Origin of the sequence: Nocardia sp. CA-084685, from assembly GCF_050955785.1 — a bacterium.
Taxonomy (GTDB): domain Bacteria; phylum Actinomycetota; class Actinomycetes; order Mycobacteriales; family Mycobacteriaceae; genus Nocardia.
Map to the genome: position 1 here is coordinate 2627251 of NZ_CP192094.1, position 13570 is coordinate 2640820.

Annotated in this window: 11 protein-coding genes; 6 read left to right on the forward strand and 5 right to left on the reverse strand. The window is 66.0% G+C overall.

Features of this window, described 5'->3' with window-relative positions:
- Positions 1-13: 13 nt before the first annotated feature.
- Positions 14-433, reverse strand: a complete 420-nt coding sequence (locus ACQP2U_RS11855) for a hypothetical protein (RefSeq protein ID WP_433714710.1) — start codon at positions 431-433, stop codon at positions 14-16.
- Between the two features lie 331 nt (positions 434-764).
- On the opposite strand from ACQP2U_RS11855, the gene ctaE reads away from it, so the two are divergent.
- The 4 genes from ctaE (at position 765) to qcrB (ending at position 5116) form a co-directional block, all read left to right on the forward strand.
- The gene (gene ctaE, locus ACQP2U_RS11860) at positions 765-1376 is read left to right on the forward strand and encodes an aa3-type cytochrome oxidase subunit III (RefSeq protein ID WP_040688563.1); all 612 of its coding nucleotides are present in this window, start codon (positions 765-767) and stop codon (positions 1374-1376) included.
- Between the two features lie 61 nt (positions 1377-1437).
- Positions 1438-2301 carry a cytochrome bc1 complex diheme cytochrome c subunit gene (gene qcrC / locus ACQP2U_RS11865; protein ID WP_433714711.1) on the forward strand — a complete coding sequence of 288 codons (864 nt, stop codon included), beginning with the start codon at positions 1438-1440 and terminating at the stop codon, positions 2299-2301.
- Between the two features lie 20 nt (positions 2302-2321).
- On the forward strand, positions 2322-3497 hold the full coding sequence (gene qcrA, locus ACQP2U_RS11870; RefSeq protein ID WP_433716432.1) for a cytochrome bc1 complex Rieske iron-sulfur subunit: 1176 nt from the start codon (positions 2322-2324) through the stop codon (positions 3495-3497).
- A complete protein-coding gene (qcrB, locus tag ACQP2U_RS11875; RefSeq protein ID WP_433714712.1) occupies positions 3494-5116 on the forward strand; it encodes a cytochrome bc1 complex cytochrome b subunit in 1623 nt (540 codons plus the stop codon). Before qcrA ends, qcrB begins: the two co-directional genes overlap by 4 nt.
- A gap of 48 nt (positions 5117-5164) precedes the next feature.
- Here qcrB and ACQP2U_RS11880 read toward each other — a convergent pair whose 3' ends face one another.
- On the reverse strand, positions 5165-5668 hold the full coding sequence (locus ACQP2U_RS11880) for a polyadenylate-specific 3'-exoribonuclease AS (protein ID WP_433716433.1): 504 nt from the start codon (positions 5666-5668) through the stop codon (positions 5165-5167).
- 122 nt (positions 5669-5790) lie between these two features.
- Between ACQP2U_RS11880 and ACQP2U_RS11885 the strand changes: the two genes are divergently transcribed.
- On the forward strand, positions 5791-7176 hold the full coding sequence (locus ACQP2U_RS11885; protein ID WP_433714713.1) for a class II 3-deoxy-7-phosphoheptulonate synthase: 1386 nt from the start codon (positions 5791-5793) through the stop codon (positions 7174-7176).
- A 48-nt stretch (positions 7177-7224) separates the two neighbouring features.
- Here the strand turns inward: ACQP2U_RS11885 and pknB are convergent, their stop codons facing one another.
- On the reverse strand, positions 7225-9186 hold the full coding sequence (gene pknB / locus ACQP2U_RS11890; RefSeq protein WP_433714714.1) for a Stk1 family PASTA domain-containing Ser/Thr kinase: 1962 nt from the start codon (positions 9184-9186) through the stop codon (positions 7225-7227).
- A gap of 736 nt (positions 9187-9922) precedes the next feature.
- On the opposite strand from pknB, the gene ACQP2U_RS11895 reads away from it, so the two are divergent.
- Positions 9923-10291, forward strand: coding sequence for an Rv2175c family DNA-binding protein (locus ACQP2U_RS11895; protein WP_397039631.1), 369 nt, complete (start codon positions 9923-9925; stop codon positions 10289-10291).
- A 586-nt stretch (positions 10292-10877) separates the two neighbouring features.
- On the opposite strand, the gene ACQP2U_RS11900 is transcribed toward ACQP2U_RS11895, so the two are convergent.
- Together ACQP2U_RS11900 and ACQP2U_RS11905 are read right to left on the reverse strand one after the other, a co-directional pair.
- On the reverse strand, positions 10878-11816 hold the full coding sequence (locus tag ACQP2U_RS11900; protein ID WP_433714715.1) for a phytoene/squalene synthase family protein: 939 nt from the start codon (positions 11814-11816) through the stop codon (positions 10878-10880).
- Positions 11813-13531 carry an alpha-(1->6)-mannopyranosyltransferase A gene (locus tag ACQP2U_RS11905; RefSeq protein ID WP_433714716.1) on the reverse strand — a complete coding sequence of 573 codons (1719 nt, stop codon included), beginning with the start codon at positions 13529-13531 and terminating at the stop codon, positions 11813-11815. Before ACQP2U_RS11905 ends, ACQP2U_RS11900 begins: the two co-directional genes overlap by 4 nt.
- Between the last annotated feature and the right edge of the window lie 39 nt (positions 13532-13570).

The window sequence follows — 13570 nt, forward strand, 5'->3', positions numbered from 1 at the left end:
GGTCGAGACGTTATTACCGCTGTGTGGTCGCGGAACCGGGTTGCAGGGCGTCCCAGCCGTCCACGACGCCGTCGTGACGCTGGGCGAGACCGACCATCCTGTTCCGTTCCTGCGAACAGTGGAGTGCATCGAGTAGTTGAACCCGTTGCAGAATAAGCGATTCCAGCTCGTATGGACCTTCGCTGCGTGGGGCGGCAGTGTAGCCCTCTTGGGCGGCAACCGCACATACGTCGTCGATCCGGTCAGGCGGAATACGCAAGTGATGGCGCAGCAGTGCGGGCTCGTCGGCTTTGAGAGCCGAGGCGCGTGAGAGTGTTGTCGAACACGCCTCGGAGTCATCGAAGCACTCCGCGACGACTACTAGATCGGAACGGGTCGGATCGAGCGGTTCGGGTTCGTTCGCGCCGAACAGCCGTTGCCACCACCGCGTCACATCCGCCTCCTGATCTCAGCTTTTCCTTACCCGCGTCTGCCACTATTCGACGCTGTAATCGTGTCCCGCGACCTTCACACCCCTACATCACCACAACGGAGCGAGTCTTACGAGCGACCGTCGGCGGCCCGCCTCGCGGCCGAGCCGTCGAAGCGCATGCCACGCCGTCGCGAGTCTCGACGGCTCGACCGCGAGACACTACGACGGCCGCCGACACGCCGCGGTAAGGCGCGGCTATCAAACGCTCTCTGTCCGTGCGTTTTCCGACACGGGAGGACAAGTTTCGCACCCGGGTACTTGTGTCGTACTACGACGAGTCATACTTACCCCCGTGACGACCGCAGTAGGGACCCCAGGATCGGCCATTACTCAGCGTGTGCATTCGCTGAACCGGCCCAACATGGTGAGCGTCGGTACCATCATCTGGCTCTCTAGCGAGCTGATGTTCTTTGCCGGGCTCTTCGCGATGTATTTCGTCGCGCGCGCCCAGGCCCACGGCAACTGGCCGCCGGAACCGACCGAGCTGAACCTGAAGCTTGCCGTGCCGGTCACCACCGTGCTGGTCGCCTCGTCGTTCACCTGCCAGATGGGTGTGTTCGCGGCTGAGAAGGGCGATGTGTTCGGCCTGCGCCGCTGGTACGTGGTCACCCTGATCATGGGTGCGTTGTTCGTGGCCGGTCAGGGCTACGAGTACACCAACCTGGTCAAGGAGGGCACCTCGATCTCGAGCAGTGCCTACGGCTCGGTGTTCTACATCACCACCGGTTTCCACGGTCTGCACGTCATCGGCGGTCTGATCGCCTTCGTCTTCCTGCTGGTCCGCACCAAGGTCAGTAAGTTCACCCCGGCACAGGCCACCGCCGCGATCGTCGTCTCCTATTACTGGCACTTCGTCGACATCGTCTGGATCGGGCTGTTCGCCACGATCTACTTCGTCCGCTGAGTCGGGCCAGTACCTCGAATCTTTTGCACAAGTCGGTTCCGTCTACTCCAAAGGGACACAGATGAGTTCATCTCCCCCGTCCGCGTCAGAGCCCGCCAGCCCCGGGAACGGCGAGGCCAGCAAGATCCGCAAGCAGCGCCGCATGCGGCGTCGCATCGCGGGTGGGCTCGCGCTGCTGGTGGGCCTCGTCGGAGCCGGATTCCTCGCCACCGCGATCACGCCGGACCCGCAGGTCGCGACCGCGAACGAGGACCAGTCCGCGCTGATCCGCGACGGCAAGCAGCTCTACGAGACCTCCTGCATCACCTGCCACGGCGCGAACCTGCAGGGTGTGCCCGACCGCGGTCCGAGCCTGATCGGCGTCGGTGAGGCGGCCGTCTACTTCCAGGTCTCTTCGGGGCGCATGCCGCTGGCCGCCAACCAGGCTCAGGCCACCCGCAAGCCACCGAAGTTCGATGCCCACCAGACCGACGCCCTCGGCGCGTACATCGCCGCCAACGGGGGCGGTCCCTCCGTGGTGCGCGACGCCAACGGCGAGATCGCGCAGGAATCGCTGCGCGGGCCGGACATCGCTCGTGGTTCGGAGCTGTTCCGGATGAATTGCGCGTCCTGCCACAACTTCACCGGCCGTGGCGGCGCGCTGTCCTCCGGTAAGTACGCGCCGCCGCTGGAGCCCGCCAGTGAGCAGCAGATCTACGCCGCGATGCTCACCGGCCCCGAGAACATGCCGAAGTTCTCCGACCGGCAGCTGAGCCCGGAAGAGAAGCGCGACATCGTCGCCTACGTCAAGAACGCCACCGAGGAGAAGAGTCCCGGCGGCTGGGATCTCGGTGGGTTCGGTCCCGCGACCGAGGGTCTGGCCATGTGGGTGGTCGGCATCACGCTCGTCGTCGGTGCCGCTATGTGGATCGGATCACGTTCATGAGTGACAAGGAGCCAACTGACATGGGTCGGCCGGATGAGGGCCACGACGGCGCGCAGCCGTCGAACGAGCAGGTGAACACCACACCGGCTGAGCCCACCGAGGAAGAACTCGACGCGATGTCGCGCGACGAGCTGGTCAAGCTCGGTACCGAGCGTGACGGCGTCGATGTCGCCTACCGGCGCCAGCGGTTCCCCGTGCCGGGCACCCGCGCCGAGAAGCGCGCCGAGCGGCAGGTCTCGTTCTGGTTCGCGGTCTCCGGTATCGCGGCCGCGGTCCTGGTCGGCGTGTACCTGTTCTGGCCTTGGGAGTTCAAGGGCAAGGACGAGGAAGGCCACACCGCCTACTCGCTGTTCACCCCGCTGGTCGGCCTCAGCCTCGGTATCTCGGTGCTGGTCATCGGCGTCGCGGTGGTGCTGATCCGCAAGAAGTTCATCCCGGCCGAGCTGTCCATTCAGGACCGCCACGACGGATCCTCGCCCGAGGTCGAGCGCCGCACCCTGGTTGCCGAGTTGCAGGACGCGCTGGACACCTCGACCCTGGGTCGTCGCAAGATGATCACCCGGACCGCGGGCGCCGGTGTCGGCGTACTCGGCATCGGTGCGCTGCTGGTCTTCGTCGGCGGCATGATCAAGAACCCGTGGGCCAAGGGCGACAAGTCGCCGCTGTGGGTCTCGGGCTGGACGCCGGACTTCCCCGGCGAGACGATCTACATCCGTCGCGACACCGGTCGCCCCGAGGACGTCATGCTGGTGCGTCCCGAGGATCTGGACGCGGGCGCGATGGAGACGGTGTTCCCGTGGAAGGAGAAGTGGCGCGGTGACGAGCACGCGACACTGCAGTCCTTGCGCGGTATCCGCAACGCCGTGATGCTGATCCGGTTGCGCACCGAAGACGCGCAGAAGGCCATCAAGCGCAAGGGGCAGGAGAGCTTCAACTACGGCGATTACTTCGCCTACTCGAAGATCTGCACCCACCTCGGTTGCCCAACGTCGCTGTTCGAGCAGCAGACCAACAAGATCCTGTGCCCATGCCACCAGTCGCAGTTCCTGGCGACCGAATGGGGTAAGCCGGTCTTCGGTCCCGCCGCTCGCGCACTGCCGCAGCTGCCGATCACCGTCAATTCCGAGGGCTACCTGGTCGCCGCGGGCGACTTCATCGAGCCGCTCGGACCGGCCTACTGGGAGCGTCGTTCATGAGTCGGGTTGCAACCCAAGCCAGCGAGGCCGACGAGCGGTACCGCGCCGCGGCGTTCGTGAAGCGGTCGATCAACAAGGTCTTCCCGACCCACTGGTCGTTCCTGCTCGGCGAGATCGCGCTCTACAGCTTCATCATCCTGCTGCTGTCGGGTGTGTATCTGACCCTGTTCTTCGATCCGTCGATGGGCGAGGTCGTCTACAACGGCGCCTATCAGCCGCTGCGTGGTGTGACCATGTCGCGGGCCTACGAGACGGCGCTGAACATTTCCTTCGAGGTGCGCGGCGGTCTGTTCGTGCGCCAGGTGCACCACTGGGCCGCACTGCTTTTCGCGGCCTCGATCATCGTGCACCTGTTCCGCATCTTCTTCACCGGTGCGTTCCGCAAGCCACGCGAGGCCAACTGGGTGATCGGCTGCTTGCTGCTGATCCTGGCCATGTTCGAGGGCTTCTTCGGTTACTCGCTGCCCGACGATCTGCTCTCGGGCACCGGTCTGCGGGCCGCGTTCGGCGGTATCACGATGAGTATCCCGATCGTCGGCACCTGGATGCACTGGCTGATCTTCGGCGGTGACTTCCCCGGCGACATCATCATTCCGCGCCTGTTCATCGCGCACGTGCTGCTGTTCCCCGGCATTATGCTGGCGCTGATCGCCGCGCACGTCGCGCTGGTCTGGTACCAGAAGCACACGCAGTTCCCCGGCCCGGGCCGCACCGAGAACAATGTCGTCGGTGCGCGCATCGTGCCGGTGTTCGCCTCGGATCAGGGCGCGTTCTTCGCCTTCACCCTCGGCATCGTGGCGATCATGGCCGGTGTGCTGCAGATCAACCCGATCTGGAACATGGGTCCGTACAACCCCTCGCAGGTGTCGGCCGGTTCGCAGCCCGACTTCTACATGATGTGGACCGACGGTCTGGCGCGTCTGATGCCGCCGTGGGAGCTCTACCTGGGTCACTACACGGTCCCGGCCGTGTTCTGGGTGGCGCTGATCATGGGGCTGGTGTTCACGGTGCTGATTCTGTACCCGTGGATCGAGAAGCGCCTCACCGGCGACGATGTGCACCACAACCTGCTGCAGCGCCCGCGCGATGTGCCGGTGCGCACGGCGATCGGTGCGATGTCGATCGGTTTCTATGTGGTGCTGACCCTGTCGTGCGTCAACGACATCCTGGCACTGAAGTTCGACATCTCGTTGAACGCCACCACCTGGATGGGCCGCATCGGCCTGCTGGTCGTGCCGCCGGCGGCGTACTTCATCGCCTACCGGTTCTGCATCGGTCTGCAGCGCGGTGACCGCGCGGTGCTCGAGCACGGCATCGAGACCGGTGTGATCAAGCGGCTGCCGCACGGTGAGTACATCGAGGTGCATCAGCCGCTCGGCCCGGTCGACGATCACGGCCACCCGATCCCGCTGGAGTATCAGGGTGCGACGGTGCCCAAGAAGATGAACAAGCTGGGTTCGGCCGGTAAGCCGGGCACCGGTAGCTTCCTGCGCGCCGATCCGTTGCACGAGATCGAGCAGGCCTTCGAGGACGACCACGCGGAAGAGCACAAGCAGCTCGCCGTACTGCAGAAGGTCCAGGAAAAGGCGGACGGTCGCAACGGTAAGTCCGCGCACTGACCGATAAGCACAGGCCCCGAGTCGAGATTCGACTCGGGGCCTTTCGCTTTAAAGGGAGACTCGGCGGCGGGCGGCCTCGATGGCCTCGAATTTGGCCAGGTTGTGGCGGGCGTCGGCGAGGGCGTCGTGGGCGTCCGGGGGGACCGGGGGCAATTCGGGACGGCCGTGGGCCTCCCAGTGCTGACGCAGTTCGTTGGTGTAGCGGGGCAGCGCATTGGGCAGGTCGACCATGGACCCCCAGAGCTGGCACAGCGCGACATGGTCATAGGCGGCCACCCAGGCCCACAGTTCGGGGGTGACGCTGGGGCGCGGAACCAGGAATTCGTAGAGGTCTTTGCGGATCTGTTCACGGCCGCGCCAGAGCGGAGAGGCAGGCGACGGGAGCTGCGGCAACACGTACCTGCGTACCCATGGACCCGCGCGTTCGGGATCGAATTCGGTTGACACCGCATAGTATTCGCGGCCGTCTTCGCAGACCACACCGATCGATACGAGGTCGATGGTCGACCCGTCCTCGATGAATTCGCAGTCATAAAAGTATCGAAGCGAGATCGGTCTGTCCTCCAGAGATCGGTACGGTGCGGCGATAGTGCCCGGCTATCCACCCTAGGTGGATAGAATCCACCCCTTATACCGGGTACCTGCGCATGCTGGGGTATCCGTATTCTGAACGAGTGAACTGGACCGTCGACGTACCCATCGATCGCCTGCCGGAGCTGCCGCCGCTGCCCGCAGAGCTGCGGAGGCGGCTGGACGACGCACTGGCGCGTCCTGCGCTACAGCAGCCGGCGTGGGATCCGGAGCAGGCGGCAATGATGCGCACCGTGCTGGAGAGCGTGCCACCGATCTGCGTGCCCGCCGAGGTGGAGGAGTTGCGCGCTCAGCTCGCGGAAGTCGCGCGCGGCGAGGCCTTCCTGATGCAGGGCGGTGACTGCGCGGAGACCTTCGCCGACAACACCGAACCGCATATCCGCGGCAATATCCGCACATTGCTGCAGATGGCTGTGGTGCTGACCTACGGTGCCAGTCTGCCGGTGGTCAAGGTCGCGCGTATCGCGGGCCAATATGCCAAGCCGCGTTCCTCGGACACCGACGCGCTCGGCCTCAAGTCCTATCGCGGCGACATGGTGAACTCGCTGGTCGCCGACGCGAAGCTGCGTGAGCACGACCCTTCGCGACTGGTCCGCGCCTACGCCAACGCCAGTGCGGCTATGAATCTTGTACGTGCCCTGACCAGCGCGGGCATGGCGGATCTGCACCGTGTGCACGACTGGAACCGCGACTTCGTTGCCCAATCGCCCGCCGGTGCGCGCTACGAGGCGCTGGCCGAGGAGATCGACCGCGGTTTGGCCTTCATGACCGCCTGTCGGGTGAACGATCCGAGCCTGCAGTCGGCCCGCATCTACGCCAGCCACGAGGCACTGGTGCTGGACTACGAGCGCGCCATGCTGCGCCTCGGCGAGAACCCGGCGGGCGAGCCGGTGCTCTACGACCTATCCGCGCACTTCCTCTGGATCGGCGAGCGCACCCGGCAGCTCGACGGCGCGCATATCGCCTTCGCGGAACTGCTCGCCAATCCGATCGGCCTGAAGATCGGCCCGACCACCACGCCCGATCAGGCCGTGGAGTACGTCGAGCGGCTCGACCCCAATAACGAGCCGGGCCGGTTGACCATCGTCTCGCGCATGGGCAATACCAAGGTGCGCGACGTGCTGCCGCCCATTATCGAGAAGGTGCAGGCGACCGGACACCAGGTCATCTGGCAGTGCGACCCCATGCACGGCAATACCCACGAGGCCTCTACCGGCTACAAGACCCGGCATTTCGATCGGATCATCGACGAGGTGCAGGGCTTCTTCGAGGTGCACCACGCATTGGGCACCCATCCGGGTGGGCTGCACATCGAACTGACCGGTGAGGACGTCACCGAATGCCTCGGCGGCGCACAGGACATCTCCGATCTGGATCTGTCCGGTCGCTACGAGACCGCATGTGACCCGCGGCTGAACACCCAGCAGTCGCTGGAGCTGGCCTTCCTGGTCGCCGAAATGCTTCGCTGACCAAGGCTTTCGAAGCGCCGCGCGCGACATGCGGCGCTGCGGTTGTCGTCAGGGCAGTGCCGTCAGCGAGACGGTACTGCCCGCCTCGACATTGGAGCCCACGCCAGGAACTTGGCCGATCACCACGGAGCTCTCGTTCGGGGTGAGCTGACGCACTGCCACCACCAAGCCGAGCCCCTGCAGCTTGGAGCGCGCGTCGGCGACGCTCGAACCGACCAGCAGGGGCACTTTCACGGCATTGGAGACGATCAAGGTGACACCGTCGCCGGACTGGATCGTGGCGCCCGCGGCCGGTTCGGTGGCGATGACCTTATCCGCCTCGATGCTCCGGTCGTACTGAGTTCTGGTCTCACGCACCGTGATTCCGGCCGCGGTGAGCACCTTATTCGCTTCCTCGGTGGTCTTGCCGCGCACATCGGGCATCTTCACCGGCTGAGATCCCTTGCTGCGGTAGACCTTTACCTGCGCGGCCAGCGGCAGGACGGTGCCGGGAGCCGGATCCACCTTCGCGAAGCTGCCCTTGGGTGCGGTGCTACCGGTTTCGCCCGCGTCCACCGGTTGCAGTCCGGCATCACGGATGAGCTGGTTGACCTTCGAAATGTCGTCGCCCGCTTTGAGCTCCGGCACGCGGGGTTTGCCGCTGGAGATCAGCACGGCCACCGTCGAACCCTTGGTGACCTTGGATCCGGCCGAAGGATCGGTGCCGACCACCCCGCCAACCGGGATGGTGTCGGAGGTCTTCTGTCTGATCTCGGTGTCGAAACCGGCGTCCGACAGCGCCGAAATCGCGCTGGCTTGATCCTTCCCGGCGACCGACGGGACGGCGGAGTAGCGCCCCACGCCCAACCACCAGCCGCCGATTCCGACGAGCAGGGTAAGAATCGCGACGATGGTGACCCAGACCAGTACCGTGCGACGCGATTTGGTCCGGTCGTCCGCGAAGGGGGACGACTGCGGCGAATGTGATGGTGGGTAGTGATCGCCGTAGGTTTCCGGCGGTCCGTAGTTGTCGGGCGGACCGTAATCGGGCACCCGCGGCCGCGCCGCGGTGACGACCTTGGTGTGCTGCGCGGACGGCGGCGGCGGTGCCGCCGCTCTGGCCTGCTGTGGGGTAGGCGCGGCGAACTGGTAGCTGGCGCTGAGGTGTTCGGCCGATTCCTGCGGTGCGGGCACCCGATAAGGCGGCAGATTCAGCGCGACCCCGATGGAATGCAGTTCGGCCGCCATCTCGTTGGCATCGGCGAAGCGGTGCGCGGGTTCGCGGTTGGTGGCCCGCGCGATCAACTCGTCGAACTCCGGCGGGACCCCATCGATGAATTCGCTCGGGCTCGGCACATCGTTCTCGATGCGCTGATACGCCACCGATAGCGAAGTGTCGCCGGTGAACGGGACGCGGCCGGTGAGCAGTTCGAAGATCAAGATGCCGAAGGAATAGACATCGCTGCGGGAATCGGCGGTGCCCGCGGTCACCTGTTCGGGTGACAGGTAGGCGGCGGTGCCCAGGATTACGCTCGCCGAGGTGGTATTCGCGGCGGCGACTGCCCGAACCAGACCGAAATCGGCGATCTTCACCTCGCCGGAGTCGGAGATCAGCACATTCTCCGGTTTGATATCGCGATGGATCAGGCCCGCCGAATGCGCGACGCCGATCGCGGCCAAAACCGGCTCGGCGACCGCGCGCACCGCATGCGGCGGCATCGGACCGCGTTCACGCAGCAGCTCGCGCAGCGTACCGCCCTCGACCAGCTCCATGATCAGGAACGGATATTCACCGTCCACACCCTGGTCGTAGACCGCGACCAGGGACGGATGTTTGAGCTTGGCGACCGCACGCGCCTCGAATTCGAACCGGGACAGGAACTGGGGATCGGCGGCGAACTTGGGATCCATCACCTTGATGGCGACCGGACGGTCCAGGCGGGTATCCACGCCTCGGAAGACCATCGACATCCCGCCCCGCGCGATCGGCGCATCGATGCGGTAGCGCCCCTCCAGGATTTGCCCGATCAAGTGATGTCCTCCGGCTTTCACAAAATTCTCACCCCTCGCTCCGACGCGACAAGCGATTGACCGCCTCGCGCGGCCCGCTCACGATCGTAGCCGTGTCGATTGCTGGATTTTTGGCCGCGCGGGCGCGGCGTGTTCGCGGCCCCCTGGTGTCTCGCGTCCGAGCCGTCGAGACTGGCGACTTCGTCGCATGCGCTTCGGCGGCTCGGACGCGAGACGGGCCGCGAACGGTCGCTCGTAAGACCCGCTCCGTCGGGTGGTCGGTGGTGGCGTGGGTGTTCGGCGCTTGGTGCACTCGTGCTGGGTGGTTGAGTCTCGCGCCTGTGTCGCATGCGTTTGGTTGGCTTGGAGGTGAGATGGGCCGCGAATGGGTCGCTCGTAAGGCTCGCTCCGTTGGGGTTGGGGTTGGCGGGGTGTTCGGCGCTTGGTGCACTCGTGCTGGGTGGTTGAGTCTCGCGCCCGTGTCGCATGCGTTTGGTTGGCTTGGAGGTGAGATGGGCCGCGAACGGTCGCTCGTAAGACAGAGCTCTGCGGTGGTCGTGATGGCGGGGGCGTTCGGCACCTCGTGCACGCGTGCTGGAAGGTCGAGACTCGCGCCTGTGGCGCGTGTGCTCGACGGCTCGGACGGGAGACGGGCTGCGAAAGGGTTGCTCATAAGACTCGCTCCGCTGTGGAATCGTGGGGGCACGGTCCAGGGTGTCTCGAGTCACGCGGAGCGGGAGCGTCTACCGTTATCCGAGTGAGTGCATTTCCTTGCAGTGACGACGTTCTTCCCCAGTCGGAGGCGGTGATCCCACTACCCGAGGTGGCCGACAAGCTCGGGCTCGTGGTGACCCGGGTGCATCAGATGCTGCGCGACCACCAGTTGCTCGCCGTGCGCCGCGATGGCGTCGCCGGCGTGCCCGAGCGATTCTTCGACGATACCGGCGCGATCGTGAAACCGCTGCCGGGCCTGATCACCGTCATGAAAGACGCCAAGTACACCGATGAGGAGATCCTGGAGTGGATCTTCACCGACGACGAGAGCCTGCCCGGTAAGCCCGTCGACGCATTGCACGGCCCGCTCGCACGCGAGGTGCTGCGCCGCGCGGCAGCCGATCCCTTCTGAATTGTTGGCCGCGGCTCCGCCGCGGCGTGTTCGCGGCCCCCTGGTGTCTCGCGTCCGAGCCGTCGAGACTCGCGCCTGCGGCGCATGCGCTTCGACGGCTCGGACGCGAGACGGGCCGCGAACGGGTCGCTCGTAAGACAGCTCCGTTGGGGTTGGGACGGGAGGGGGTGTTCGGCACCCGGTGCACGCATGCCGGAAGGGCGCGACTCGCGCCTTCGTCGCATGTGCTTGGACGGCTCGGATGTGAGACGGGCCGTGAATGGGTCGCTCGTAAGGCTTGCTCAGTTGGGGTCGGTGATGGCGGGGCGTTCGGCGCCTCGTGCACGTGTGCTGGAAGGTCGAGACTCGCGCCTGTGGCGCATGTGCTTGGACGGCTCCGATGCGAGCCGGGCCGCGAAGGGTCGCTCGTAGGACTCTGTTCCGTTGGGGTTGGTGATGGCGGGGCGCCCCTGGTGCACGGGGTGCTGAGACTCGGGCCTGTGTCGCATGTGCTTCGACAGCTCGGACCGCCAGACGGGCCGTGAATGGGTCGCTCGTAAGACTTGCTCCGCGGTGGAAGCGTGAGTGGCGTAGTTGCGATCGAGTCTCAGTGCCGTAGGGCAGCAGAGGTGAACTCGATTGCCGCGACACGCAGGCGGCGGTGGCGGGGGACTGCGGCCCGGCGGGCGAAGACCGTGTAGTCGGCATGTTCGATTTCATCCAGGATGCCGGAGTAGAGCTTGCTCGCGGTGCGGATGGCGGGGCGTACCCGGGGGTCGAGTAGGTCGATGCCAGGGTTCGCGAAGCGATAGAGGTCGCGGTTGATCGCGATCAGGTGGGCCAGTGCGCGGCGGACCCGCTGGTCGGTGTGGCCGATCCGGTGGCAGTGGGCGAGCAGGTCGGCGTCGACGCCGAAGGCCGCGAGTTCGTCGGTGGGCAGGTAGATCCTGCCACGGTCCAGGTCCTCGGCTACATCACGCAGGAAATTGGTGAGCTGGAAGGCCTCGCCGAGTGCGGCCGCGGCGGGTTCGGCCTCGGCCACCGGGACGACTGTGCCGAGTACGGGCAGCAGCTGCAGACCGATCGCGGCCGCTGAACCGCGCATGTAGCCGCGCAGTTCGGTCATGGTAGCGTAGTGGGCGCGGAAGTGCGTGGTGCCCGGAACGTCCATTCGCATGGAGTCCAGGAAGGTCCAGAAGTGCTGGGGTGCAATGTCGTAGCGCTGGATGGTGTCGGCGAGTGCGGCGAGTACCTGGGTGCGCCGGTCGACGGGAGGCTTTGCCTGCTCCAAGGCGACGCGCAGTTGCTTTTCGACGAGATCGAGTTCGCCCGCGGGACCGTGTTCGGCGTCGTACGTGGGGTGATCGACGATGTCGTCGACCATGCGCGCGAAGGCATAGAGCGCGTGCACCGCGGGTCTTCGTGGCGCGGACAGCAGTCGGGTGGCCAGGAAGTAGGTGCGTCCGTGCACGGCGGCGATCGCACGGCATACGCGGTATGCCGCGGCCAGTTCCTCGCCGCGGGCGGTATGAGCGAACTCGGTCATGACCGGGTGACGGCGACCGGATTGCTCTCCGGTGGGGTAGCGCGCAATCGCAGTGGGTCGACCCGTCGCAGTGACAGTGCCGCGACGACGGCGGCGAAGGTCGCGGCGGCGACGTGCCCGAAGCTGTAGAGCCCGATCGAACCGTCCGGCTGAAAGACCAGCATCAACCAGGTACACAACCCGACCAGCACCATCAGCGTTGTGGTGGACAGCGCGAACCCGGCGGCGAGCGCCAGCGGCCAGGAGTAGTACCAGGGCAGCGCGGCGGGCGAGAGGATGACGATGGCGACGAAGGCGATCAGGATGCCGAAAACCGCCTCGCGTTCACTGTGCCGGAACCGCCACCAAGTCCACGCGAGCACGGCGACGAGCGCGAGCGCGCAGAGTGCGCGGGTCACCGCGAGCACCGGATCCATCGGGAACGGCGTCACCCAGCGGACCATATGCGCCATGATCGTCGGCAGCGAGAGCCAGTTGATGATCTTCTTCGAGCCCGACAGCGCGGTCAGCCAGCCGATGCCGACTCCGGCGATGGCCGAGGCGGCCACGAAGACCACCGCGAAAACACTCAAACCGAGTCCGGCGATCTTGGCGAACATCAGTGCCGGATGCGGTACTTCCGCGCTCGGCCGCGCGGGTTCGGCCTCGGTCTCGACCCTCTGGGTGGCACCCGGTGATTGCGCGGCGCGTTGTAGCGCTCGGCGTTCGCGCTCGTGCAGCATCCAGATCCAGACCAGGAACGGCAGTGCGACACCGGCGGTCGCCTTGATGGCGACGCCTATCGCGACGACCACGATGCCCGCCACATGATGGCGCTCGAGCACGAGTGCGATGCCCGCACACATGAGCCCGACCATCAGCATTTCGTTGTGCACACCGCCGATCAGGTGGATCAGCACCAGCGGATTGAGTACGGCCAGCCAGAGTGCCACGTTCGGCTTACCGCCCAGGTGCTTTGTCAGGTACGGCACCGCCCACATCATCAGTGCCAGGCCGGGCAGCATCACCAGCCGCAGCGCGATGGTGCCCGCGACTACGTTATCGCCGGTGATCGCGGTGATCGCGTTGCCGAGCAGCAGGAAGATCGGACCGTATGGCGCGGTGGTGGTGGTCCAGACCGGGCTCACATTGTCCAGCAGCACACCGGGATTGGCGACCGGCGGGGAGACGTAGGGATCGAAGCCGTCACGCAGCAGCGCGCCCTGAGCCAGATACGAATACGCGTCGCGGCTGAACATCGGCACCGCGAACAAGAGCGGGAAGATCCAGATGCCGACGATCGCGCGCAGTTCGTTCAGCGTGACCCCGGCGTCGGGCCGGTCGCCGAATCCGATCGTGGTGCGGCCCAAGCGCACCCACGCGGTGATCATCAGCAGCACACCGACCCAGATGACCATGGTGGAGAGCACATAGCCGTGCCCGAACCGCAGCCAGGACAGATGCATCGCCTCGAGCAGCGGATCGCGTTTGCGCACGCTGCCCGCACCGAATCCGCCGAAGGTGATCATCAGCGCGCCGAAGAATCCGAGCAGCGCCGAATGTCCTTCGGGGCTGCGGGCGAAGTCGGCGGTGGTTCGCAGCCAGGTTCGGAGCCCGGGTTCGGCGACGGTCGGGGTGGTCGGGCGCGCGGGGGCGCTCGATGGGCGCGCCTCGTCTTCGGTCGCGGTGATCGAGTTGTCGGTGGGCGCGGCGGCCGTCGTCTCAGGGGGATGCATGTGGTGTCGGTCCCCCCGGAGTGGTCGGCGGTCGCAACC

Excerpts from the sequence above, each read along its gene's own strand:
- qcrC (WP_433714711.1), top strand. The coding sequence starts at position 1,438 with ATGAGTTCATCTCCCCCGTCCGCGTCAGAGCCCGCCAGCCCCGGGAAC.
- qcrA (WP_433716432.1), top strand. The coding sequence starts at position 2,322 with ATGGGTCGGCCGGATGAGGGCCACGACGGCGCGCAGCCGTCGAACGAG.
- qcrB (WP_433714712.1), top strand. The coding sequence starts at position 3,494 with ATGAGTCGGGTTGCAACCCAAGCCAGCGAGGCCGACGAGCGGTACCGC.
- ACQP2U_RS11900 (WP_433714715.1), bottom strand. The coding sequence starts at position 11,816 with ATGACCGAGTTCGCTCATACCGCCCGCGGCGAGGAACTGGCCGCGGCA.
- ACQP2U_RS11905 (WP_433714716.1), bottom strand. The coding sequence starts at position 13,531 with ATGCATCCCCCTGAGACGACGGCCGCCGCGCCCACCGACAACTCGATC.